Source organism: Streptomyces sp. NPDC002851, from assembly GCF_053591935.1.
Map to the genome: position 1 here is coordinate 190,303 of NZ_JBSFUT010000008.1, position 23,748 is coordinate 214,050.

21 protein-coding genes and 1 pseudogene are annotated in these 23,748 nt (G+C 70.3%); 16 read left to right on the top strand and 6 right to left on the bottom strand.

Going from position 1 to position 23,748, the window contains the following annotated elements; all coding sequences use genetic code 11:
- Nucleotides 1-124: 124 nt before the first annotated feature.
- The 5 genes from ACWD10_RS11710 to ACWD10_RS11730 all read left to right on the top strand — a co-directional run bounded on the left by ACWD10_RS11710 (nt 125) and on the right by ACWD10_RS11730 (nt 5,270).
- Nucleotides 125-1,156 carry an ABC transporter substrate-binding protein gene (locus ACWD10_RS11710; RefSeq protein WP_451089562.1) on the top strand — a complete coding sequence of 344 codons (1,032 nt, stop codon included), beginning with the start codon at nt 125-127 and terminating at the stop codon, nt 1,154-1,156.
- A gap of 95 nt (nt 1,157-1,251) precedes the next feature.
- Nucleotides 1,252-2,268 (top strand): FecCD family ABC transporter permease, encoded by a 1,017-nt coding sequence (locus tag ACWD10_RS11715; protein WP_451089693.1) that lies wholly within the window; start codon nt 1,252-1,254, stop codon nt 2,266-2,268.
- Entirely contained in the window at nt 2,265-3,059 is a 795-nt protein-coding gene (locus ACWD10_RS11720; protein WP_451089564.1) for an ABC transporter ATP-binding protein, read from the top strand. The genes ACWD10_RS11715 and ACWD10_RS11720 overlap by 4 nt, the downstream gene beginning before the upstream one ends.
- 154 nt (nt 3,060-3,213) lie before the next feature.
- On the top strand, nt 3,214-3,462 hold the full coding sequence (locus tag ACWD10_RS11725) for a DUF397 domain-containing protein (RefSeq protein ID WP_451089566.1): 249 nt from the start codon (nt 3,214-3,216) through the stop codon (nt 3,460-3,462).
- A gap of 218 nt (nt 3,463-3,680) precedes the next feature.
- Nucleotides 3,681-5,270, top strand: a complete 1,590-nt coding sequence (locus tag ACWD10_RS11730) for a protein kinase domain-containing protein (protein ID WP_451089568.1) — start codon at nt 3,681-3,683, stop codon at nt 5,268-5,270.
- A gap of 7 nt (nt 5,271-5,277) precedes the next feature.
- Here ACWD10_RS11730 and ACWD10_RS11735 read toward each other — a convergent pair whose 3' ends face one another.
- Nucleotides 5,278-5,964 (bottom strand): ArsR/SmtB family transcription factor, encoded by a 687-nt coding sequence (locus ACWD10_RS11735; RefSeq protein WP_451089570.1) that lies wholly within the window; start codon nt 5,962-5,964, stop codon nt 5,278-5,280.
- Between the two features lie 110 nt (nt 5,965-6,074).
- Between ACWD10_RS11735 and ACWD10_RS11740 the strand changes: the two genes are divergently transcribed.
- The 9 genes from ACWD10_RS11740 (at nt 6,075) to ACWD10_RS11780 (ending at nt 16,706) form a co-directional block, all read left to right on the top strand.
- Nucleotides 6,075-7,442, top strand: a complete 1,368-nt coding sequence (locus ACWD10_RS11740) for an MBL fold metallo-hydrolase (RefSeq protein WP_451089572.1) — start codon at nt 6,075-6,077, stop codon at nt 7,440-7,442.
- Entirely contained in the window at nt 7,439-8,716 is a 1,278-nt protein-coding gene (locus tag ACWD10_RS11745; RefSeq protein ID WP_451089574.1) for an MFS transporter, read from the top strand. Before ACWD10_RS11740 ends, ACWD10_RS11745 begins: the two co-directional genes overlap by 4 nt.
- 222 nt (nt 8,717-8,938) lie before the next feature.
- Nucleotides 8,939-11,281, top strand: coding sequence for a SulP family inorganic anion transporter (locus ACWD10_RS11750; RefSeq protein WP_451089576.1), 2,343 nt, complete (start codon nt 8,939-8,941; stop codon nt 11,279-11,281).
- Nucleotides 11,278-11,814, top strand: coding sequence for a hypothetical protein (locus ACWD10_RS11755; RefSeq protein WP_451089578.1), 537 nt, complete (start codon nt 11,278-11,280; stop codon nt 11,812-11,814). The genes ACWD10_RS11750 and ACWD10_RS11755 overlap by 4 nt, the downstream gene beginning before the upstream one ends.
- A complete protein-coding gene (locus ACWD10_RS11760) occupies nt 11,765-13,396 on the top strand; it encodes a sensor histidine kinase (RefSeq protein WP_451089580.1) in 1,632 nt (543 codons plus the stop codon). The genes ACWD10_RS11755 and ACWD10_RS11760 overlap by 50 nt, the downstream gene beginning before the upstream one ends.
- Nucleotides 13,297-13,983: a response regulator transcription factor gene (locus ACWD10_RS11765; RefSeq protein WP_451089582.1), complete on the top strand. Its 687-nt coding sequence runs from the start codon at nt 13,297-13,299 to the stop codon at nt 13,981-13,983. The genes ACWD10_RS11760 and ACWD10_RS11765 overlap by 100 nt, the downstream gene beginning before the upstream one ends.
- 167 nt (nt 13,984-14,150) lie before the next feature.
- The gene (locus ACWD10_RS11770; RefSeq protein ID WP_451089584.1) at nt 14,151-14,711 is read left to right on the top strand and encodes an RNA polymerase sigma factor; all 561 of its coding nucleotides are present in this window, start codon (nt 14,151-14,153) and stop codon (nt 14,709-14,711) included.
- Entirely contained in the window at nt 14,704-15,699 is a 996-nt protein-coding gene (locus tag ACWD10_RS11775) for a CU044_5270 family protein (protein WP_451089585.1), read from the top strand. Before ACWD10_RS11770 ends, ACWD10_RS11775 begins: the two co-directional genes overlap by 8 nt.
- Before the next feature lie 350 nt (nt 15,700-16,049).
- Nucleotides 16,050-16,706 (top strand): winged helix-turn-helix transcriptional regulator, encoded by a 657-nt coding sequence (locus tag ACWD10_RS11780; RefSeq protein WP_451089587.1) that lies wholly within the window; start codon nt 16,050-16,052, stop codon nt 16,704-16,706.
- A gap of 111 nt (nt 16,707-16,817) precedes the next feature.
- Here the strand turns inward: ACWD10_RS11780 and ACWD10_RS11785 are convergent, their stop codons facing one another.
- Complete coding sequence (locus ACWD10_RS11785; protein WP_451089589.1) at nt 16,818-17,138, bottom strand: GYD domain-containing protein; 321 nt, start codon at nt 17,136-17,138, stop codon at nt 16,818-16,820.
- A gap of 122 nt (nt 17,139-17,260) precedes the next feature.
- Between ACWD10_RS11785 and ACWD10_RS11790 the strand changes: the two are divergent.
- Nucleotides 17,261-17,857 (top strand): annotated as a pseudogene (locus ACWD10_RS11790) (DUF7873 family protein); the annotation flags it as partial.
- A gap of 501 nt (nt 17,858-18,358) precedes the next feature.
- Here the strand turns inward: ACWD10_RS11790 and ACWD10_RS11795 are convergent.
- A complete protein-coding gene (locus ACWD10_RS11795; protein WP_451089591.1) occupies nt 18,359-19,417 on the bottom strand; it encodes a DNA polymerase IV in 1,059 nt (352 codons plus the stop codon).
- Nucleotides 19,418-19,534: 117 nt separating this feature from the next.
- Between ACWD10_RS11795 and ACWD10_RS11800 the strand changes: the two genes are divergently transcribed.
- On the top strand, nt 19,535-20,266 hold the full coding sequence (locus ACWD10_RS11800; RefSeq protein WP_451089593.1) for a 2OG-Fe dioxygenase family protein: 732 nt from the start codon (nt 19,535-19,537) through the stop codon (nt 20,264-20,266).
- 193 nt (nt 20,267-20,459) lie between these two features.
- On the opposite strand, the gene ACWD10_RS11805 is transcribed toward ACWD10_RS11800, so the two are convergent.
- The 3 genes from ACWD10_RS11805 to ACWD10_RS11815 form a co-directional block, all read right to left on the bottom strand.
- A complete protein-coding gene (locus ACWD10_RS11805) occupies nt 20,460-21,908 on the bottom strand; it encodes an FAD/NAD(P)-binding protein (RefSeq protein ID WP_451089595.1) in 1,449 nt (482 codons plus the stop codon).
- A 49-nt stretch (nt 21,909-21,957) separates the two neighbouring features.
- Nucleotides 21,958-22,548, bottom strand: coding sequence for a cysteine dioxygenase (locus ACWD10_RS11810; RefSeq protein ID WP_451089597.1), 591 nt, complete (start codon nt 22,546-22,548; stop codon nt 21,958-21,960).
- Between the two features lie 146 nt (nt 22,549-22,694).
- Nucleotides 22,695-23,603, bottom strand: a complete 909-nt coding sequence (locus ACWD10_RS11815) for a LysR family transcriptional regulator (RefSeq protein ID WP_451089599.1) — start codon at nt 23,601-23,603, stop codon at nt 22,695-22,697.
- Between the last annotated feature and the right edge of the window lie 145 nt (nt 23,604-23,748).

Genomic DNA, 23,748 nt, shown 5'->3' on the forward strand with positions numbered 1-23,748 from the left:
CCCTGGACGCAGAGGAATCCCCGTGCCTTTCGCACGCCAAGCAGGTCAAGCACGTGCAGTTCGTCCAGCACGTCCAGCACGTCCAGCAGGTCTCTCTCGTCAAGTTCGCCGTGCCGTACCCCTGTTGGCGGCCGCCGTGCTGCTTGCCGGATGCGGCGGCACCGGCTCCACAACCGACACCGCGCAAGGCACCGGTCGGGCCGTCACGCTCGACAACTGCGGCACCAAGGTCCGTATCGAGCACACTCCGCGACGTGCCGTCGCCCTCGACCAGGGCTCGGCGGAGATCATGCTCTCGCTGGGTCTCGCCGACCGGATGGTGGGCACGGCCACCTGGACCGACCCGGTCCTGAAGAGCCTGGCGAAGGCGAACGCCAAGGTGCCGCGGCTCGCCGACCGCTACCCGTCCTTCGAGAAGGTCCTGGACACCGAACCGGACTTCGCCGCCGCCTCGTTCACGTACACCTTGGGCAAGGGCGGTGTGGCGCCCCGCGAGCGGTTCGAGCAGCTCGGTGTGCCGACGTACCTCTCCCCCACCGACTGCGCCGGCAAGGACAACGGCGGGGACGGCGACGGAACGCGCACCACGCCGTTCGCCCTGGACACCGTGTACGGAGAGATACGCGATCTGGCGCGGATCTTCGACGTGGAGGAGCGCGGCGAGAAGCTGATCTCGCGGCTCAAGTCGCGTGTGCACAAGGCTACTTCGGGGGGCTCCGTGGATTCGGGGGCGAGCGCCGGAGGCGTCAGTGTCCTGTACTGGTTCGCGAACGCCCAGTCGCCCTACATGGCGGGCTGTTGCGGTGCGCCCGGCGTCATCACCAAGGAGCTCGGGCTGCGCAACGTCTTCGACGACACGCACGAGGAGTGGCCACAGATCAGCTGGGAGACGGTCGCGGACCGCGATCCGGACGTCCTGGTCATCGGCGACCTGACGCGTCGCTCGCAGTCGGCCGAGTCCGCCGCCCAGAAGATCAAGTTCCTGGAGTCCGATCCGGTCACCAGGAACATGACGGCCGTACGCAAGAAGCGGTACGTGCTGCTGAACGGGCAGGACCTGAATCCGACCATCCGGACCGTCGACGGCGTGGAGAAAGTGGCCGCCGCCCTGCGCGAGTTCGGCCTCTCCGAGCGTACGGAGAAGCGAGCGCGGTGAATGTAGCGAGCGCAGTACGTGCGGCGCGTGTGGTGCGTGCAGTGCGTGCAGTGCGTGCAGTGCGTGCAGTGCGTGCGGTGGGCTCGGCGAACCGCGTGAGTGTGGTCCGGAGCGGGCTCTACTGGGCGGTCGGCGTCGCTGTGCTGTGCGTGTCCGTCGCCGTGGCCATCACCATCGGCCCGGCGCACATCCGCGTCGGCGACGCGTGGTCGGCGTTCGGCGCGCGGCTCGGTCTGACCGCCTCGGACCTCTCGCCGATCCGGGACGGCATCGTGTGGAATCTGCGGCTGCCGCGCACGCTGCTCGCCGCGGTGTGCGGGGCGGGCCTCGCGGTGTGCGGCACCGTGCTGCAGGCGCTGCTGCGCAACCCGCTCGCGGATCCGTTCGTCCTCGGCGTGTCCTCCGGGGCGTCGACCGGTGCCGTCCTCGTCGTCGTGCTCGGCGTGGGCGGCGGCGCGCTCTCGGTCTCCGGGGGCGCTTTCATCGGCGCCGTCTGCTCGTTCGCGCTCGTTCTGTTGCTCAGCCACACGCTGGGCGGCACGACGGACCGGGTCGTCCTGTGCGGGGTCGCCGCGATGCAGCTGTTCTCCGCGCTCACCTCCCTCGTCGTACTGACGTCCGCCGACGCGGAGACGACACGCGGCGTGCTGTTCTGGCTCCTCGGTTCGCTCGGCGGGGTCGGCTGGGCGGAGGTGTGGCTCTGTCTCGCGGTGCTCGTGGTGACTTCGGCGGTGTGTCTGGGGTACGGGCGCACCCTCGACGCCTTCGCCTTCGGGCCCGAGGCGGCCGCCGCGCTCGGCGTCCACGTCATCCGCACCCGGCTCGTACTGCTGTGTGTGACCGCCCTGTTGACCGCGGCGCTCGTCAGCGCGGCGGGCGCGATCGGCTTCGTCGGCCTGATCCTGCCGCACGCGGCACGTGCCTTCGTGGGGCCCGGCCACACCCGGCTGCTTCCGGTCACGGCGCTTGCCGGGGCCGTGTTCCTGGTGTGGGTGGACACGCTGGCACGCACGGTCCTGGAGCCTCAGGAAGTACCGGTCGGAGTGATGACGTCCTTGATCGGCGTGCCCGCGTTCGTGCTCGTGCTGTACCGCGGCAGGAGCGTGCGGTGACCGGTGATGCGCGGGGGCTGCGCGCCGAGCGCGTGTCCTGGTCGGCAGACGGGCAGCTCGTCCTCGACGGGGTGAGCCTCACACCCCGGCCCGGCACGGTCACCGGACTCCTCGGACCGAACGGCTCGGGCAAGTCGACCCTCCTTCGCCTGCTCGCCGGGGTGCTCGCCGCGCACGCCGGTACCGTCACGCTCGACGGCACCCCGCTCTCCCAGGTGCCCCGCAAGGTGGCCGCGCGGCGCCTCGCCGTGGTGGAGCAACAGGCCGATACCCAGGCCGCGTTGACGGTCGCCGATGTCGTACGCCTCGGCCGCATCCCGCACCGTCGGGCCTGGGCACCCGCCGCACCCGCCGACGAGGCCGCGGTGCGCTCCGCCCTCGACCGCTGCGGCCTCACCGACCAGGCCCACCGCCAGTGGCACACGCTGTCCGGCGGCGAGCGCCAGCGCGCGCAGATCGCCCGCGCCCTGGCGCAGGAGCCGCGCGAGCTGCTGCTCGACGAGCCCACCAACCACCTCGACATCCAGCATCAGCTGGAGCTCCTCGATCTCATCACCGGCCTCGACCTGACCTGCGTCGTCGCCCTGCACGACCTGAACCTGGCCGCCACGTACTGCCACCAGGTCGTCGTCCTCCAGCAGGGCCGCGTCATGGCGGCGGGCGCACCGGACGACGTCCTCACCGAGGACCTCATCGCACACGTCTACGGCGTCCGCGCCCACGTCACCCGCCCGGGCCCCGACGCACCCCCGCACATCCGGTTTCTGGGCACGCTCACGAAGGAGACCTGAAGACCTGACGCGGGACGCTGAGGGTCATCAACTGCCGTGCGGGGTAGGCATGCAGACGGTCGGTCGAAGACATCGGCATCGACCGCTCAGACGGGACACCGACCCCGATCACTCACGGGCCGCGCTCGGCGGCCCTCATGTGAAGGAGCCCCCCATGGACGCACTTGAGGTCACCGGCTACCGCAACAACCACGTGCCCGACGCGCGGTGGTTCAAGAGCTCATTCTCCGACCTGGACCATTCCAAGGACTGCGTCGTCTTCACCGAACTCGACGACGGGCTGATCGGCATCTCCGACTCCAAGGACCCCGATGCCGCAGTCCTGCGCCTGAGCCGCGGCGAGATCACCGCATTCGTCCAGGGAGCCAAGGCGGGAGCCTTCGACGCCTCCACCACCCCCTGAGGCTCCTACGCTGAGCCCAGCGCGAGCACGGAGGTCTAAGGTGTAATACCTCACATCTCCTTCCGTTCGGTCTGTCCACCCCTGACGCCGGCCGGAATGGCAACCGGTACCACGCAGTAGGCCGCCTCCGTTGAGCAGTAGGCCCGCCCGGCCGTTAAAGGGCGACAGCTATGGTGACCGTGCGAATCGAACGTGCCGGAGCTGGCGGAGGCAGGGCTGTGTCGGAAGAAGGACGGCTGATCGCTGGGCGCTACCGGCTCACCGAGCAGATCGGCCGTGGCGGCATGGGCACGGTATGGCGCGTACAGGACGAGGTTCTGGGCCGCCAGGTCGCTCTCAAGCGGCTGCACGCGCAGCCGCACCTGTCCGACGACGAGCTCGCCACGCTGTACGAGCGCATGCGCCGTGAGGCGCGCAGCGCCGCCCGTATCGGGCACCCCAACGTGGTCGTGGTCCACGACGTCGTGGACGACGGTGGGCAGCCCTGCATCGTCATGGAGTACGTTCCGGCGGCCACGCTCGACGCTCTCCTCAAGGACGGCCGGACCCTTCCGCCCGAGGAGGCGGCCCGCATCGGCCTGGGCATGGTCGCCGCGCTGCGGGCCGCGCACGCCGCCGGTGTGCTGCACCGTGACGTCAAGCCCGGCAACGTGATGATCGGCGCCGAGGGCCGGGTCGTGCTCACCGACTTCGGTATCGCGATGACCGCCGACGCCTCGACCCTCACCAAGACCGGCGAGATGGTCGGCTCCATCAACTACATGGCGCCGGAACGCATCCGCGGCCAGAAGTCCGGACCGGCCTCGGACCTGTGGGCGCTGGGCGCGACGCTGTACCAAGCGGTCGAGGGGCATCCCCCGTTCCGGCGGGACACCGCGATGGAGGCCGCGTACGCCATCGCCGTCGACCCGCTGGAGCCCCCGAAACAGGCCGGGCCGATGACACCGCTCATCGAAGCCCTCCTGTCCAAGGACCCCGAGGACCGCCCGTCGGCGGAGCAGACCGAGCAAGCCCTGCGTACGGCTCGGTCCGGTGGGTCGAACGGACTGACTGGGGCTACGGCGATACAGCCCCCGGCGGCCTCCGCATCCGCTGCACCCGCAGCACCCGCTACACCCCGCACACCCCCTGCATCCACTGCATCCACTGCGGCCCAGTCCGCCGGTCAGGACGGCGAAGTCTCGGGCCGTCGCCGGGGCCGCAAGGGCCGCATCCTCGTATCGGCCACCGCTGCCGTGGCGGCGGCAGCCGCGGCCATCACCGGCGCGCTCTACGCGACATCGGACCGTGGCACGGACACCCCCGACAACGGCGCCGGGAAGAGCCGCCCCTCCGCCGTACCGTCGTACACACCACCACCCGTGCCCCAGGGCTTCCACCGGGTCAGCGAGAAGAGGCTCGGTATCTCGTTCCCCGTGCCGGACGGCTGGAAGGTCAGCAAGCGGACGAACGAGACGGTCACCTACGTCAACAAGTCCGGCCTGGTAGGCATCACGATCGGGATGGTGGACCCCGCGGGTTCGAGCCCCGTGGCCCACTTCAGGGACATAGAGGCCAACACGAAGCTCAACTACGACGTGTACCGCAGGCTGCGCATGCAGCAGACCACGTTCCGCGAACAGCCCGCCGTGGTGTGGGAGTTCACCTTCCAGGGGCGGGCGCGCGCCTACCGCGCCATCGATCTCGGCTTCGGCCGCGAGGGCGGCCGGGAGTACGACCTCTATCTCTCAGCACCGGAAAAGCAGTGGGACACCCACCGCCCCGTCTTCGACACGCTCAAGGACGGATTCACCACGACCGGTCACTGATCCTCGTTCAGGCCAGGTGCTCCGCCTCGACGGGGAGGTCGTCCAGGCGCCACTCAAGCATGCCGTCGTTGAGGCGGATGGCGCGCCGTCCGCGGTCGGTGAGGAGGCGGACCGCGTCGTAGGCGAGTACGCAGTACTCGCCGCGGCAGTACACGACGATCTCCAGGTCCTCGGGCAGCTCGTCGACGCGGTCGGCCAGTTGCTCGACCGGGATGGAGAGCGCGCCCGGAATGTGACCGGCCCGGTACTCCTCGACCGGCCGCACGTCCAGGACCACCACGTCACCGGCGGCCACCCGGGCCCGTAGCTCTTCGTGGGTGACCTCGGTCGCGCCGTCCTCGCCGAGGTAGGCGTCGCGGGCGGCGGGTACGGCGGTCCGGTGGTGCTCGGCGACCTTGCGCAGCAGTGCGAACAGCTGCGCCACGTCCGCGCCGGCGAGCCGGTAGTGGATCCGTACGCCCTCGCGGCGCGTGGCGACGAATCCGGCCTGCTTGAGGGTCTGCAGGTGGGCGGAGGCGGTCGTCAGGTTCAGCCCGGCCGCCTTGGCCAGGGCGTCGACGGTGCGCTCGCCCTGGGCGAGCAGGTCGAGCAGTTCGAGGCGCTTTCCGCTGGCCAGGGCTTTGCCGCTGACCGCGAACGCCTCGTACAGCTGTGCCTTCGAGCCGGTGGCAGTGGTCTCCGTGGTCTCCGACATGCTTCCTCCATAACTCCATGGAATATTGTATATGAGAAGGGAGGCGGTGACCGGACGTCCCCTTGCCGCACACCCGTGCCCCACCCTTTTCACGGATCTTGGAGGAGACCATGGGCTTCGCCGACGACCACCTCATGCCCCTGGTCGACCCCGGCCTCGGCAACAGTGCCTATCTCGTCGACCTCGGTGACGGCCGTGCTCTTGCCGTGGATGCCTGCCGCGACCTGCGCACTCTGCATGCCGCCGCGCGGCGGCGCGGGCTGGGGGTCGCGTACGCGGCCGACACCCACCTGCACGCCGACTTCCTCTCCGGCGCGGTCCAGCTCGCCCACGACCAGCGGGCGACCGTGCTCGCGTCGGCCGCGGGGCACCGCGCCTTCGCCCACCGCGGCCTGGCCGACGGCGACGAGGCCGACCTGGGCGGGCTGACGCTGCGGGCTCTTGCCACCCCCGGCCACACCGACGAGCACCTGTCCTTCCTGCTCCTGGACGGCGCCCGCGAGCTCGGGGTGTTCACCGGCGGCTCGCTGATCGTGAACTCCGCCGCCCGCACCGACCTGCTCGGCGCCGAGCGCGCCGAGGAACTCGCCCGCGCCCAGTACCGGTCACTGAAGCGGCTGGCCACGCTCCCCGACGACGTGGCCGTGTGGCCCACGCACGGAGCGGGCTCCTTCTGCTCCGCCCCGCCCGGCACCGAGCGCACCAGCACCATCGGCGCCCAGAAGCGCGACAACCCGCTGCTCGCCGCTCCCGACGAGGACACCTTCGTACGGCAGCTGACCGACAGCCTCGGCAGCTACCCGGCCTACTTCGACCGGCTCGGCGCGATCAATCGGCGCGGCCCCGCCGTCGTGACCTCACAGCCGGTGCTGCCCGCGCTGACCGCCGCCCAGGTCCGCACCCTGCTCGCCGACGGCGGCCGCGTCGTCGACGTCCGCCCGGCCGCCGACTACGCCGCCGGTCACATCCGAGGAGCCCTGTCCATCCCGCTGCGCGAACAGTTCGCCACCTGGCTCGGCTGGCTCGTGCCCGACACCGCGCCTCTGGTCTTCGTCGCGGGCGACGACCAGGACCTGAGCGAGATCGTCTGGCAGGCGTACAAGATCGGATACGAGCGGCTCGCCGGGCGCCTCGACGGTGGCATGGACGCCTGGACCGCCGACGGCGGCGACCGGGCCACCACCGCCTTCCTCCCTGCCGACCGGGCCGGGTCGCGCCCGTACGTCGATGTGCGCCAGGACGCCGAGTTCGCGGCCGGGCACGTGGCCGACGCCGTACACATCGAACTCGGCGACCTGCCCGCACACGCGGCCGATGCCCCGCCCGGCGCGATCGTCGCCTGCGGTCACGGGGAGCGCGCCATGACCGCCGCCAGCCTGCTTGAACGCGCCGGGCACACCGACCTGGCCGTCCTGGACGGCGGCCCGGGCGACTACGCCGCCGCCCACGGCCAGCAGCTTCAGGAGACCCGCTGGTGAACGCCCACCCCGATGCCGTGGCGCCCGCGGGCGCCGCCGGGCGGGAGGTCCGGCTCGGACTGAGGGAGAACTGGGTCCAGTTCACCCTGCTGGTCATCGTCAACATCTGTGTCGGCGGCCTGGTCGGCCTGGAACGCACCACGGTTCCGCTGATCGGCACCGATGTCTTCGGCCTCACCAGCGACCTGGCCGTCTTCTCCTTCATCATCGCCTTCGGCGTCACCAAGGCCCTGACCAATCTCGCCGCAGGCGCCCTGACCGCACGCTTTCGCCGTAAGCAACTCCTGGTCACCGGCTGGCTGATCGGCATTCCCGTGCCCTTCGCCCTGGCCTGGGCGCCCTCCTGGGGCTGGATCGTGGCCGCCAACGTGCTGCTCGGCATCAACCAGGGCCTGGCCTGGTCGATGACCGTCAACATGAAGATCGACCTGGTCGGCCCCGCCCGCCGGGGGCTGGCCACCGGCCTCAATGAGGCCGCCGGGTACACGGCCGTCGGTGTCACCGCCCTGCTCACCGGCTATCTCGCCACGACGTACGGCCTGCGCCCCATCCCCGAACTCATCGGCGTCGTCTTCGTCGTGGCCGGTCTGGCCCTGTCGCTGACCGTGCGTGACACCGCCGCCCATGTCGCCCTGGAACTGGCCCAGCACCCCAAGCCGTTGCCGACCGGTGAGCACAACGGCCTGGCCGCCGCCTTCGCGCGTACGTCCTGGCGGCACCGCTCCCTGCGCGGCGCCAGCCAGGCCGGTCTGGTCAACAACCTCAATGACGGCATCACTTGGGGCGTCTTCCCGCTGCTGTTCACCGACCACGGCCTGGGCCTGGCCGCCGTCGGCCTCATCAAGGGCCTGTATCCGATCCTGTGGGGCATCGGTCAGATCCCCACCGGCCACCTCGCCGACCGTATCGGCCGCAAACCCCTCATCGTCACCGGCATGTTCGTCCAAACCGCCGGCTTCGTCCTCGCCCTCGCCCTCCTTGACCACCCGCTGCTCGCCGGAGTCCTCTCCGCGATCGCCCTCGGCCTGGGCACCGCCATGGTCTACCCCGCGCTCATCGCCTCCGTCACCGACCACGCCCACCCCGCCTGGCGGGCCAACGCCCTGGGCACGTACCGCTTCTGGCGAGACATCGGCTACGCCGTCGGCGCCCTCGTGGCCGGCCTCCTCGCCGACGCCCTCGGCCTCAACGCCACCGTCATCGCGGCCGCCGCCCTCACCGCCGCCTCCGGCCTGCTCGCCGCCCGCTGGATCAGCGACCGCCCGGCGCCCTGACCCGGGCCCTGGGGCTCACGCCTGCGGCCGAACAGCGCGCTGCGCGAAGTGACCTCGCGTACGTGCGCGAGGAGTTCATGAGAGCACCCTCATGGGAACTTCATGCACGGGCAAACGAATGGCAAATGCGTGGCCTGTGTTTCGGGCGGGCCGGTTCAACGCGCTTGTCTTTTCTGGGTCGTGTCCGCACCACCACCCAGCCCGACTGAAGGACACGTCCCCATGCCTTCGGACACTTCACGTGCCGTTGCCCGCATTCTCCGTCATGATTTTCCCGCCTCCGTCGTCGTCTTCCTGGTCGCGATCCCGCTCTCGCTCGGTATCGCCCTGGCCTCCGGCGCCCCGATCACCGCAGGCCTGATCGCCGCCGCGGTCGGCGGCATCGTCGTCGGTGCCGCCGGCGGTTCCGCACTGCAGGCCAGCGGGCCCGCGGCCGGGCTCACCGTGGTCGTCGCCGGATTCGTGAACGAGTACGGATGGGAGGCCACCTGCGCCATCACCGTGGGGGCCGGTCTCATCCAGATCGCCCTGGGCTGCCTCGGCGTCGCCCGGGCCGCCCTTGCCATCTCGCCCGCCATCGTGCACGGCATGCTGGCCGGCATCGGCATCACGATCCTGCTGGCCCAGATCCACGTCGTACTCGGCGGCCAACCGGCCAGCTCCGCCACCGAGAACGTGCTACGCCTGCCCGCCCAGGTCTCGCACCTGAACGCGGCGGCCGCGGTGCTCGGCGTGATCGTGATCGCCGTCATGCTGCTGTGGCCGAGGCTGCCGAAGGTCCGCGCGGTGCCCGCCGCCCTGGTGGCGATCGTCGTTGCCACGGTGGCGGCGAGCACGCTCGGCCTGGACGCCGTACGCGTCGACCTGCCCTCGAACGTTCTCGACCTGGGCCTCGCCCCGCAGATACCGGGAGGCAGTTGGAGCGGCATCGCACTGGCCGCCCTCACCGTTGCGGTGATCGCGAGCGTCGAGTCGCTGCTCTCCGCGGTCGCCGTGGACCGGATGCACGACGGCCCGCGCGCCCGGCTCAACCGCGAGCTGGTCGGCCAGGGCCTGGCCAACTCCACCTCCGGCCTCCTGGGCGGCCTGCCCGTCACCGGCGTGATCGTCCGCAGCTCCACCAACGTCGCGGCCGGTGCGAAGACCCGTGCCTCGACCATCATGCACGGCGTATGGGTCGTCCTCTTCGTCGTCCTGGCCGCCGGTCTGATCGAGCAGATCCCGCTCGCCGCCCTGGCCGCGCTCCTGGTCGTGATGGGCGTACGGATGGTCAAGCCCGCGGAGATACGCCACCTCAAGCGGCACCGGGAACTGGCCGTCTACGTCGTCACCGCGTTCGCGGTCGTGGAGCTCAACCTGCTTGAAGGCGTGGCGCTCGGCATCGTCGTCGCCATCCTCCAGGCGCTCTACCGCCTGACCCACACCAAGATCCGCACCGAGCACAAGGACAACTACTGGCACGTCGTGGTCGAGGGCTCCATGACCTTCGCCGCCGTGCCCCGCCTCAACCGGACCCTGGCGCAGGTGCCGCAGGGCGCGCGCGTCGACGTCGACCTGAACGTGGACTACCTGGACCACGCCGCGTTCGAGGCCCTGCACACCTGGCGCGTCACCCACGAACGGCTCGGCGGCAGCGTGGACGTCGACGAGGTGCACGAGAACTGGTACGAGAACGCGGTGGCGGGCAGCCCGGCCGGCCGCAAGTCCGCCGGGACCGGCGCCGCCGCCTGGCTCTTCCCGTGGGCGCACCGGCGGCCCGAGGCGGCCCCGAAGTCCCATCTGCGGCACGGCGTCAGCGAGTTCCAGCGGGTCACCGCGCCGCTGATGCGGCCCGTCCTGGCCGAGCTGGCCGCACAAGGACAGTCGCCCTCCCAGCTGTTCATCACCTGTTCCGACTCGCGACTCGTGCCGCACCTGATGACGGCGAGCGGTCCGGGTGACCTGTTCACCGTGCGCAATGTGGGGAATCTCGTTCCGCGTCCCGGACAGCAGGGCCTGCCCGACGGCGCGTCCGTGTCCGCGGCGGTCGAGTACGCCGTCGAGGTCCTCGGCGTGAGCACGATCACCGTCTGCGGCCACTCGGGCTGCGGCGCCATGGGCGCGTTGCTCGACGGCGCGGGCGACGGCGACCGGGCGCTTGACGCATGGCTGGCGCACGCCGCCGACACGATGGCCCGGTACCGCGCCGACTCCGGGGCGGAGGGCGAAGCGCGTACGGAGAACGCAGCGGGTACGGAGAACGCAGCGGGTTCCGCGCAGGACCGCCTCGCACGGCTCAACGTCCTCCAGCAGCTGGACAACCTGCTCGCCCACCCGGGTGTCAGTGAGCGCGTGCAGGCGGGGACGCTCCAGCTCACCGGAGTGTTCTTCGACATCGGTGGGGCCGAGGTGCACTTCCTCGACCCGGCCACGGGCACGTTCAGCCCTCTCGGCGCCCAGCCGGTCTCCAACCCGTCCGAGAACCATGACCGTCCCGCCGACACCGACGACCGTCCGGCCGACACCGACACCGACGACCGTCCGACCGACAGCGACGACCGTCCCCAGGAGCCCGTGCCCGCATGAGCTCCCGATCCGGCCGCCCCCGCACGGTCGTCGCCGCGCTCACTCTGGCCCTCGTCACCGTGGTGCCGGTGATCGGCGCGCAGCGGGCGCCGTCGCCGGGGCTCGGTGGCCCGGTCGTGGTCGAGCGCGCCCCGGAGGCGTCGGCCGCGGGCCCGTACGAGAAGGACAACCGGACGGCGACGAGCACGCCGCCGTCCGGCCCGGGCGGGCGGCCGGACCAGCCAGTCGGTGCCGACCCGACGGACGCGGAGGACGGCTCCCCGGACGTGCCCGCCCCGACGCCGACCTGGGCGCGGGCCACGTCCGGCAGCCGTCCTTCGTCCGCCACGGATTCCGACGCGCACTCCGATACCGGCTATACCGGCGCCGAACCGGTGGCCCCCGAGTCCCCGCTGCCCGCCGACGGCGGGGCCCGGGGCGCGCGCTCCGCGACCCCGGCACCGACCGTGACCCCGACCCCGAGCAGCTCGGACGACGATGGCGATGACGGAGACGACGGCGGCGCTGACGACGACGGCGGTGACGACGGCTGACGCACCGCACTCCCTGGAGCAGCCGCCGCCGGTGACGCGCGGCCGGGGCGCCTTCCGGCGGTTCCGGTTCCGCTCGATCCGGCTGCGGCTGCTCTGGCGCATGCTGCTGCTCGTCGGCCTGACCCTCGGCCTCATGACCGTCGCCGAGAGCTTCGTCCTGTCGGCGCGCATGAACGAGCGCATCGACGCGGAACTGGCCAACGAAGTCCGCGAGTTCCGTGCGTTCGCGAAGGGCCACCGCCCGGGGGCCCGGCTTCCCGGCCCTGGCGCGGCCGAACCTGACTCCGGTGTCCGCGAGTTGTTCACGGACGTCCTGCGGAACCAGGTCCCGGACCGGCACCAGACCCTGCTGACCCTCGTCGACGGAGTGCCCTTCCAGCGCAGCGGCATCGAACCACCGGCCCGCCTCGACCTCGACCCCGCGCTGGTCGCCGAGTTCGCGGCCGCGACCCGGCCCGCCTACGGCGACGCCACCAGCGCTGCCGGGCCCATCCGGTACGTGGTCGTGCCCGTCACGGTCGAGGAGGACCCCGCCAGGGGCGTGCTCGTCGTCGCCACGTTCACCGAGCGGGAGTACGCCGAGATCAACTACGCCATCCGGATCGAGGTGCTCCTCGGGCTCAGCGCCCTGGTGCTTGCTACCGGCGTCGGCTGGGTCTTCGTCGGCCGCCTCATCGCCCCGCTCCTGCAACTACGGGACACGGCCCGGTCGATCAACGAGACGGACCTCACCGCCCGCATCGAGGTCCACGAGCAGGACGAGATCGCCCAACTGGCCGCGACCTTCAACGCGATGCTGGACCGGCTCGAGAAATCCTTCGCCACGCAACGGCAGTTCCTCGACGACACCGGCCACGAACTGCGCACCCCGATCACGATCGTCCTCGGCCATCTGGAGCTGCTCGACGACGACCCGGTGGCACGCCGCAGATCCATCGACGTGGCCACCGACGAACTCCACCGGATGTACCGCATCGTGGAGGAGCTCCTCACGCTCGCCACGGCGCGCCGCCCCGAGGGTCTCGTGGCCGCGCCCGTCGTCGGGCCGGAGCTGATCGAGGACGTGTACGTCAAGGCATCCGCCCTGGCCCCGCGCCGCTGGCTGCTCGAACTCGCCGACGACACAGACCCGTTCGTACTCCACGGCGACCGCCAGCTCCTCACCCAGGCGCTGATCCAGCTCGCGCAGAACGCCGCCCAGCACACCGAGGAACACGCGCGCATCTGGATCGGCGGACGGGCGTACGACGGTGTGGCCGAGCTGTGGGTCCGGGACAGCGGACCGGGCGTGCCCCCGGCCGAACAGGACCGCATCTTCGAGCGGTTCCGGCGCGGCGGCCGGGCGCGCGGTTCCGGTGGCGCGGGCCTCGGCCTCGCGATCGTCAAGGCCATCGCCGAGGCGCACCACGGCACGGTACGGCTCGACAACCACCCCGGACTCGGGGCCACTTTCACCCTCCGCATTCCGCTTCACAAGGTGCCATGCGACCAGCAGAGAACGCAGCCCGTATCCTCATCGCCGAAGACGAAGCCGAGATCGCGTCCTTCGTGGAGAAAGGGCTCCGCACCCACGGCTTCCTGACCACCGTCGCCACCACTGCCGCAGCAGCCCGCGACCAGGTCCTGACCGGGAGCTTCGACCTCCTGGTCCTCGATCTGGGCCTGCCGGACGAGGACGGATTCACGGTCCTGTCCCAACTCCGCGCGGCCTCCGTCCTCCTGCCGGTGATCATCCTCACCGCCCGCAGCAGCGTCACGGACACGGTGAAGGGCCTCGAGGGCGGCGCCAACGACTACATGCCGAAACCGTTCCGCTTCGAGGAACTCCTGGCCCGGATCCGGCTCCGCCTCCAGGACAGCGACGATGCCCGCCTCTACCACGCCGGCGTGGCCCTCGACCGCCGCACCCGCCAGGCCCGCGTCGACGGCCGCATCGTCGACCTCACCCCCCGCGAGTTCGCCCTCCTGGAGGTCCTGATCCGCGCCACCGGCCGCGTACTGCCCCGCGAGGAACTGCTCTCCGCGGTATGGGGCTACGAAGCCGACGAGGCCTCCAACGTCGTGGACGTCTACGTCCGTTACCTCCGCCGCAAGCTCGGCACCGCCCGAATCGTCACCGTCCGAGGCCGCGGCTACCGCCTTGACCTGCCAACGGGAGGCGACGGATAGGCGCGAAGGACACCCGACTCCGGCCTCCCGCATCTGCGACCCTCTGCACACTCCCCCGTCGGCACCGGCCTCGCTGGAGCCACAGCTTCATCGCGATGCCGCTGAAAGAATTCGTGCCGCACGTGTAAGACAACGCTGCTGCCGCACATATGCGAGGTGGAGGGGATGTGGACACATCAACGGACGATCAGCGCTTCACCGAGTTGTACCGGCGGCACTACTCCGCCGTCGATGCGTACGTTCGTCGGCGGATCCTGGATGACCAGGTGGCCGATGTGGTCGCCGAGGTGTTCCTGGTGGCGTGGCGAAGATTCGGCGCAGTACCGACCGACGCCGCCCTGCCGTGGCTCTACGGCGTAGCGCGGCGAACGCTCGCCAACGCCTACCGGTCGGACAAGCACAGACGTCGCCTGTCCGAGACGCTTCGGCAGCAGCATCGGGCCGAGGTCGACGACCATGCCGAAGTCGTGACACAGAAGCTCGGCCTGGCCGCCGCCTTCGACGCGCTCAGCGAGGCGGACCAGGACGTGCTGCGACTGTCGATCTGGGACGGGCTGACCGCGGCGGAGGCGGCGAAATCGCTGGGATGTAGAACGGCCACCTATCAAGTCCGCCTGCACCGGGCGCGCAAGCGGCTCCAGGCCGGCTGGGCCTCCGCCACCAGGTACCCGCCACGGCAGGGCGCATCGGCATCGCCACGGATGACACGGAGTGGAACACATGAATGAAGCAGACGAGACATTCCGGTCCCTGGATCCCGCCCGGGGCACCACCACGCCTCCGGACGACGCCGCACTGGAACGTATCCTCGCCACTCCTCGCCAACACGACGCGCTGCCCCCTCGTCGAGCCGCCGCTCGCCGCAGCCGCCGATGGGTATGGGCAAGTGCGGCAGCGGTAACCACCGCCGCTGCCGGGTTGGTCCTCACCAACATGCTCGGCACCGCGCCACAGCCGGCTCTCGCGGTCACACCACAGCCGTTGAAATATCAGGAGAGCGACCGGTCAGCCGCTGCGGTTCTGGAAAACATCGCCCGACACGTCGAACATCTCCCGAAGGAAGCACCGCGCGGCGGCACGCAGCGCTTCGTCCAGGACAGCTGGTCGCTCTCCACCCGCATCGATGGGATTCAGGTGACGTCGGCCGTCATCCCTGAACGACGCATCACCTGGAAGAAGCCGGACGGTTCGGAGAAGTGGACGGTCCGCTCCGGCACGCCTGAGTTCCAGTCAGACGCCCAACGCGAGCAGTGGGAAGAGGCCGGGTCGGTGGGCGATGAACCGGAGGAATCCCACGGCTCTTCGGGACCGGCCGACATGTCGGACCGAAGGAACCACCATGCCCCGACCACACCGCACGGTATGAAGAAGTGGCTCGCCCTCGGCTACTCGTCGAACGGCCCTGGGGAGACATTCGACTCTGTCGCGGAGCGCCTCCTGGACCGGAACTTCTCAACTGCCCAAAGAGCCGCGCTCCTCCGGGCTCTGAAGGACTCCTCGGGCATCGACTACCGCGGTCGTGTCAAAGACCGGGCAGGGCGAGTGGGTGACGCGTTCACCGTGCAGTCGAAGTACGGAGGGCTGCCCAAGATGCAGACCCTGGTATTCAGCTCATCCAGCGGGAAGCTCCTCGCGTACGAGGAGGAATTGACCAGCGACGCCGGGAGCCTGAATGTGAAACCTCCCGCCGTGGTCCTCTACATCACGTACCTCTGATGCTGCGGGGTAGGCTCCTCACCCCGCAGCATCATCACGTCAGTACGTGAAGAAGCAATCGGCGCGATTGTCGAGTGATGCGGGGACGCTTGTGGACCTGCTGTGATCCCTCTCTTCCCACAGCGTGATCCCTATCGTGTTCGGTCGGCAGCTCCAGTCCGATCCGCTCTTCGCTCGACCCATTGCATAGATGTACATTCCTCCCTTGTTCGACCACGAGGAGGTCCGGTTCACGAAGTTGTAGCTGGAGAAGTACACCGGGGTGTCATACGGGTGCGAGGCGTTCCACTGCAGTCGTCGTCCGCCAAAGTTCTTGAACTCTTGGCGGCCACCTGGTCGTTTCGCGCCAATTGAGTCGAAGCTATGGCCAGTACTGCGGGCTCGCCCGGGCGCTTGATGTCGTTGGCGACCGGTGGAACCTGCTCATCGTCCGCCAGCTCCTGATGGCTCCCGCTCGCTACCGCGAGCTGCAGGATGGGCTACCTGGTGTGGCCACGAACCTGCTCACCGACCGGCTCCGCGACCTCGAGACCGCCGGAGTGGTCGAGCGGCGCCTGGCCGAGGAGGGCAACGCCGTCGTGTACGCGCTCACCCCATGGGGCGCCGAGCTGCGGGAGCCGATTGAGAGCCTCGTCCGCTGGTCTACGCCGCTCATGGCGCGCGGGCCAGGCGGCGACCGCTTCCGCGCCGAATGGCTCGTCGTCGGCCTGCGCGCCTTGCTCGTCGGCGGGGCGGCTGCACGCCGGTCATCGACGGTGGGGATCGCGGTCGACGACCAGCTGCTCCAGGTGCGGACGACGCGCTCGGGCATAGAGGTGAGCCTGCACGATGGTCGCGATCTCGATGCCGTCGTGCGCGCTGACGCCTCGATCGTTCTCGGGCTGGCAGCGGGTGTGCTCCCCCTCAACGACTCCCTCGGGCTCGTCGACATCGAAGGCGATGAAGCTGCCGTACGAGCCGTCTTCACCCCCCGACGCACCTCGGTCGGAGGCTCCGTGCGCCGATGACCGCCCGAAGTCGCCTACGCCGTCACCAGCTTCGCCTTCGAACAGGCTGCCGCAGCTCAGATCGCCGCCCGCCTCGTAGGAGACGCATCGGCTGGGCGGCGCGAGCAGGGCTCAGGTACCGGGTGCCCGGTACTCCACCTTCTGGCGGACCGCCTCGTCGATCTCCTCGGGCGTCAGCAGCACAACCGTGCTCGTGTGAACGCTGCCGGCTGCCGAGGTGACCAGACCGATGGCCGCGGCGGAGGTGTTGCCCGGCAGGTCCACCGTGACGTAGACGTCCTCGTCACCGAATGCCCAGTACATTGATTCGAGCCGGCCTCCCAGGCTCTGGACCGTGCGTTCGATAGCCTCGCGGCGCGCAGTGCCACCCTCTTTGAGTACGCCTTTCAGACCATCCACGGTCAACTTGGCCCTGAACAGGTACTTCGGCATGGGGATCCGCCTCTCGCGTTTGTCTCGATGACCCGACCCCCTTCGCGAATCTTCCCTGTCTTCCGCGACCCTCGCTATGCGGACCGACGCCATGCGCCTTACGCCCGGCCGAGGCGGGGGGCGAGAAAAATGGCGAGCAGCTGCCGCCCGAGTCCACGCGGGTCCAGATCAAGGCCGAGGACGTGCTGCGCGAGATGTCGGCATCGCTGACCCGGTTGTTCGACGTGACGGCCACCAAGGACTGGGCCAACTGCGCGGCTCGCGCGGACGTCACCGTCGACGGGCGGACGATCGTCGCGGACGTTCCGGTCAGTTATCTGCTGTTCCTGGAGAAGCAGCTCACCGACCTGCACACCTTCATCAAGAAGCTTCCCGTGCTCGACGCCGCCGAGTCCTGGTCCCTCGACCCGTCGACGGACTGGTGGAAGACGGATCCGGTCCGCACGATCCGTACGAAGAAGGTGCCGCGCAACCACGTCAAGGCCGAGGCGACGGACAAGCACCCGGCGCAGGTCGAGGTGTACTACGAAGATGTGCCGATCGGTTACTGGACGACGGTGAAGTTCTCCGGGGCGCTCCCCGCGCGGCGGGTGAACGAACTCGTGGAACGGGTCGAAAAACTCCAGCAGGCGGTGAAGTTCGCCCGCGAGGAGGCCAACGGTGTCGAGGTCACCGACCAGCGCGTCTGCGACGCGGTGTTCGGCTACCTGTTCGGCTGACGTCGGCCACAGATAGACAGGTAGCATCCACGATCGCCCCCGCGTGCGAGCGCGGGGGTGCGCAACAGACGCGGGCCGGATTGAGGACCGGTTCGCGTGATGAGCGCAAGCTGAAACTGAAGTTCAGCCTGACGACGCGGTCACAGTGGAGGTTCGAGTCCTCCCCCCGGCACAACGGACCACGGGCCGGGGTAGCCCAACCTGGCAGAGGCAAGCCGTATCAATCTCAGACTCTCGCTCCAGCTTCAGCATCGCCGCCGATCGCCGGATCGACCGAGGACGGACGAAAGCCGTCGGATGCGAGTTCGACTCTCGCCTGCACCTCTTTCACGGTGCGGTAGTTCAAAGGCAGAACACGACGGCCTGATGACTGATCCGTCCTCTTAAACGCCACCGGCGTGCGCAATTGGGTGGCATCCCCAGGGGCCCGGGAGCTGGATACGACTCCCGGGCTCCGCCACGTGCGCGCGGCGTGCGGAGCAGGCGTACGGGTGGGCCCCGCTACCCCTCGCCGAATTCGGCCCGCACGCCGAGCAGGCGTACCGGGCGGGTGTCCTCGAACAGCTCCAGCGCGGCCAGCGCGGTGCGCTCGATCTCGGCGGGGTCGCTGGTCGGGGCGGGCAGGGTGATGCCATGGGTCTGCGTGATGAACGGAGCGAACCGCACCTTCACCGCGACTCGTTTTGCCGGGCGGCCTTCGGCGGCGACGTCCCGTGCCACGCGTCCGGCCAACGCGGCTACGTTCGCGACGATCTCCGAACGGTCGGTCAGGTCGTGCTGGAAGGTGGTCTCCCGGCTGCGCGAGCGCGCGACGTGCGGAGCGTCAGTGACCTCGGTGCTCCCCGCACCCTGCGCGAGCATGCGGTACCACGGTCCCAGGACCGGGCCGAATCGCGCGGCGAGTTCGGCCGGGTCGGCCCTGGCCAACTGGGCAACAGTGGCCAAACCCGCTTCGGCCAGCTTCCTCGCGGTCTTACGGCCGATACCCCACAGTGCATCGGTCGGCCGCTCGGCCATGACCTGCGCCCAGTTGTCCCGGGTGAGGCGGTAGATACCGGCCGGCTTGGCGAACCCGGTGGCCAGCTTGGCGCGCAACGTGTTGTCGCCGATGCCCACCGAGCATGACAACCCGGTCGCTTCCCGTACCGCCTCCTGGATTTCGGCGGCCAGGGCTTCAGGATCGTCGGTGCGGACTCCGAGGAATGCCTCGTCCCAGCCGAGGACCTCGACGACCACCGGAAACCTGCGCAGCGTGGCCATGAAGCGATCAGAAACCCGTTGGTAGGTCGGCGGGTCCGAAGGGAGGAACACCGCTTCCGGGCACCGCCTGGCGGCGAGGCGCAGTGGCATGCCGGATCGGATGCCGAACTCGCGCGCCTCGTACGAGGCCGTGGCCACCACACCTCGCTGGGTCGGGTCACCAGAGCCACCGACCACCACCGGCCGTCCACGCAACTCCGGTCGGCGAGCTACCTCGACCGCGGCGATGAATTGGTCGAGGTCGACATGGAGCACCCAGTCCCTGAAGGACACGGTCCAGTATGCGACTCTCACGGGCACCGCGCCCGCCGAGTCCCGGAACGAGCACCCTTTCCTGCACGTGGCCGAGGCCAACTCCGCGGCCGTCGCCCTCTACAACGGATGCGGTGGCCGGAGGGCCGTCGGACCATCGTTGGCATGATCAGGGAGACGCGAGGCGGCTCAGGCCCGGCCGAGGCGGCCTGTCGAGCCTTGGTCTCGGCCGGGACGTACGCCATGCCGTCGGCGGATGTGTCGGCGTGCGTGGGGGCCGACGAGGACGGCTGGGCGCGGTTTGCCGCTCACTGGGACGACCTGGCGATCGACCGGTACGCAGCCGCCAGCGGCACGAACCGGCAGCGCCGCTACGGGACCTTCACCTTGTCAGGTGCCGACGAACTGGTGCCGCAGCCTCATGAAGCGTTCGTGCAGCCAGAGGGGACCCATCCGGTCTACCGGGATGTCGGCCGTCACCTTGAGCCGCTGACCGGCGCGTTCATCGTCGACCCCGTGCTGAGGGCCCTGGTCGGATTGCTGGGTGCGATGGCCAGGTCTCTCGACGACCAACCCGAGTGGACGGTGCTCGTGCATCCGTTCAGGGTGATCGCCACCGCCCACCAGGACGGTCGGCCGACACCGGAAGGCCGACACCGTGATGGGGTCACGCTGGTCTCATCGCTGCTCATCGGCCGTGAGAACGTCATCGGTGGCCAGAGTGCCGTATACGAGGCCAGCGGCGCACCGTTGCTCAGGACGACACTCGGCAAGCCAGGCACCCTGCTCCTGGCCGACGACCGCCGCACACTGCACGAGGTGTCCCCCATCCGTCCGCTCGACCCCGCGAGAGCGGCCCGCCGCGACGTCCTGGTCACCACGCTACGGCCGCGCTGAACGCCGGAGCGCGGCGGCCGCTGCCGCCCGTGGGCGCACGGCGTTTCTCCAGCGACGTCACCGACTTCGCCCGCGGCCTCGCGCACTCCGCCGACCAACTGGCGGGCAGGGCCCTACCAGTAGCAGGCGCGTTGCCCCGCACGGGCGCGGCTGATGGTTTGCTCATCGGGCGGATGGAGCGACGTCGACGCCATCAGGACGCGCGTACGGCTACGGCCGCGGGGCGCAGGAGGGCGCGGGCCAAGTCGTCGGCCTGGCAGCGGATTTCGGGGATGGCGGTGGTCTCCAGGAGGTTGCCCCGGCGTAGGGAGCCGAGCGTCCAGAGCGGTGCGGGGGTGTGGCCGGGTGCGGGCCTGAGGCGGCCGGAGGGCGTGGTGTCGAAGCCGCCGCCGACCGGGGCGGGCGAGGCGAGGCCGCCGGCGAGCAGACCGGTGATCAGCGGATCGTCGGCGCGGGTGAGATCGGTCGGACAGCCGGTGCAGTTGACCACGGCGCCCACCCGCAGCGTACGGGCCGAACCGCCGTCGGCACCGGCGCCCAGCGTCACGTCCAGGGCGCCCCCGACGGGGCGGGCGTCGGCGACAGTCCCCTTGTGGAGGGTGACGAGACCCGCGGCCAGGGCGTCGGACAGCATCGCGGCACTGGCCGGGGGGATGCGGTGGCGGTGAGCCTCCCACAGCCGCAGGTCCTCGGCCAGGAACCGCGCCCGGTCGGCGGCGGACAGCTGCTGCCACACCGTACTGGTGATCGGGCGGAGGCTGTCGAACCCCGCACGCCAGTCCCCGTACACGCGGCGGCAGCGGGCGAGGTGCCGCAGCACCGCGCGGCGCAGCGCGGGCAGTCCGGCACCGGGGTCCAGGCGCGGGGCCTGAGGCACCGCGTACGGAGCCGTGACGTGCGGCCGGGGCAGCAGTCCGCGCCGGGACACGGCGTGGATCACCCGCCCGGTGCGCCGCAGGGTGAGAGCCACGTCCACCATGGTCAGGCCGGTTCCCACGAGGAGTACGTCGCGGTCGTCCGGGACGGCGTCGAGCGCGCCGGGGGTCCAGGGGTCGGCGAGGAACATCGGGGAGTCACGCAGCGCCGACGGTGCCCACGTCAGGTCGGGCGGCAGGTTGCCGAGGGCGAGGACCGCGGCGTCGACGCTGAGTCGGCGCCCGGTCCGCAGGGTGAGGGTGAGGGGCGCATCGGCCTGACCCGGATGGTGGGTGATGCCGACGACGCGATCGTGGACGCGGTCAAGGCGCGCGGCTCCGGCGCTCGCGCGCGCGGCGTCGAGGCAGTCGGCGAGGTAACGGCCGTACAGGGCCCGCGGCACGAAGTCCTGTCCCTGCGCACGGCCGTCGAGCCAGCGCACGAAGTGCTCGGGATCGTCCCGGTCGGCGCTCATCCCCGCGGCCCGTACGTTCAGCAGATGGGTGGGCACGTCCGTACCGAAGGCCAGTCCGTGCCCGGTCGCGGCACCCGGATCGATGAGCCGGATCCGCGGCGCGGCCGGATCCTCGGCCCAACTGGCCAGGTCAGCAGGCAGGTTGACCGGATCGGTGGCGGCGGCGTGGTGCAGCAGGCGCATCGCCGTCAACGTGCCCGCGGCTCCCGCACCCACCACGGCGATATTGCGGGGCGTACCAGGGTGGTTCACGAGGGTTGTCCCTTTCCGGGAATGCGTACGGGCTGTGCTGTGTGACCACTCACGGCTCGCGGCGCACCGCTCCCGTATCTCCCTCGGGTGGCTGGTAGATCCGGCGGACGCTGGTGCCGAGCCGGGCGATGTCGGCGCCGTAGATGTGGAGGGAAATCGCCTTCGTCGTACAGGAGTTGCGGACGCGGTGGATGTCGCCCGGCGGGGTGATGGCGGCGATGGCTCCGGCCGGGTTCTCCACGTCCCCGGTGAGGATCAGGCGTGCGGTGCGGCCGTCGGTCATGAGCCGGTAGCGACGCTCGTGCTCCCGGCCCTCGTGGACGCCGGTGACGCACCAGGAGACGTGGTCGTGGATCTCGGTCTGCTGGCCGGGCAGCCACACGAGGGCAACGATCGAGAAGCTGCCGTCCGGTTCGGCGTGCAGCACGTGCTGCCGGTAGCGCTCGGGGTCGCCCTCGCACTGCTCGGCGGTGAGCAGGCCGGGCAGGCCGAGCGACGGGGCCAGCCGCTCGGCGACCAGATGCACGGTCAACTCGGGCGGAAATCCACGCTGGACGACCTCACGGACGTCGGCGACGAGCCCGCCGAGCAACGGGGTGGTCCGCATGGCGACGGCGTTGGGAGCACTGGGATCAGCCATACGGCCAACTTCAGGTCCGTCCGCCCGCCGCGTCCAACGACAATCTCTTCGCCCCCTTCCAAGCGGAGCTTATGGATCCGCACCGGGCGGGCGGCACGACCGGAAGGGCCTGGGCCTCCGCAGACGGCTCGCTCGCGGTTCCGCCGTCAGCAGCCCGCGGTGCGTGCGGCGGCGGCCGTGCTGAGCGCGTCGAGCACCACCTTGACGGCCGGGATCCGCAGATGGTCGCGGAGGACGTACGCCGACACCTTGCGGCGGGTGTGCGGTATCACCGCACGGCCCGTCACCTTGTCGTGGCAGAGGAAGGAGAGCACCAGCGCCGGCATCAGCGCGATGCCCGCGCCGACCGCGACCAGGCTCTGCACGGCGAGATTGTCGTCGGTGGTGAAGACGATGTCGGGGGTGAAGCCGTCCTCCGCGCACACATGCAGAAGATTGGCCCGGCACCGCGGGCAGCCCGCGATCCACCGCTCACCGGACAGGTCACCGAGACGCACCGACCCCCGTCGCCCCAGTGGATGCCCGACCGGCAGGACGACCGTCAACAGGTCCTCCATCAACGGGATTCCGACCACCTCGTCCGAAACCTTGGCCTGCAGGCCCGGATAGCTGAAGGCCAGGGCGATGTCGCACTCCCCGCTCAGCACCCGTTCCACCGAGGCCGGCGGCTCGTCCTCGAGCAGTTCCACGCGGATGCCCGGGCTGTCGGTCAGCAGGCGGGAGACGGCCTCGGGGACCAGGGTGGCGTTGGCGCTCGGGAAGGCGCAGACCCTGACCCGTCCGGCGCGCAGTTTGGCCAGCGCGTCCAACTGCTGCTGCGCGGTGGTGAGATCGCCGAGGATCACCTCGGCATGACGGGACAGCGCCTCCCCCGCCTCGGTCAGCTTCAGCCTTCGCCCGACCCGGGTGAACAGCGGAATGCCGATCTCCCGCTCCAGAGCCTTCATCTGCTGGGTGACCGCGGGCTGCGTGTACCCCAGAGCCCGCGCGGCCGCCGAGTACGAACCGCTGCGGACGACTTCATGAAAGGTTGCGAGGTGCCGCGTGTCCAACATGTCGCGGAGCATAAGCAGAACTTGAGGGCGCATCGCAGGCGCGGGGGCGCAGACGAGCCATCGAGAGGTCGTGGCAGAAAGCGTGGCAGAAAGCACGGCCTGTCGGCCCGCTCACGTCGATGTCAGTGGCGTCCGCTTCAATGCC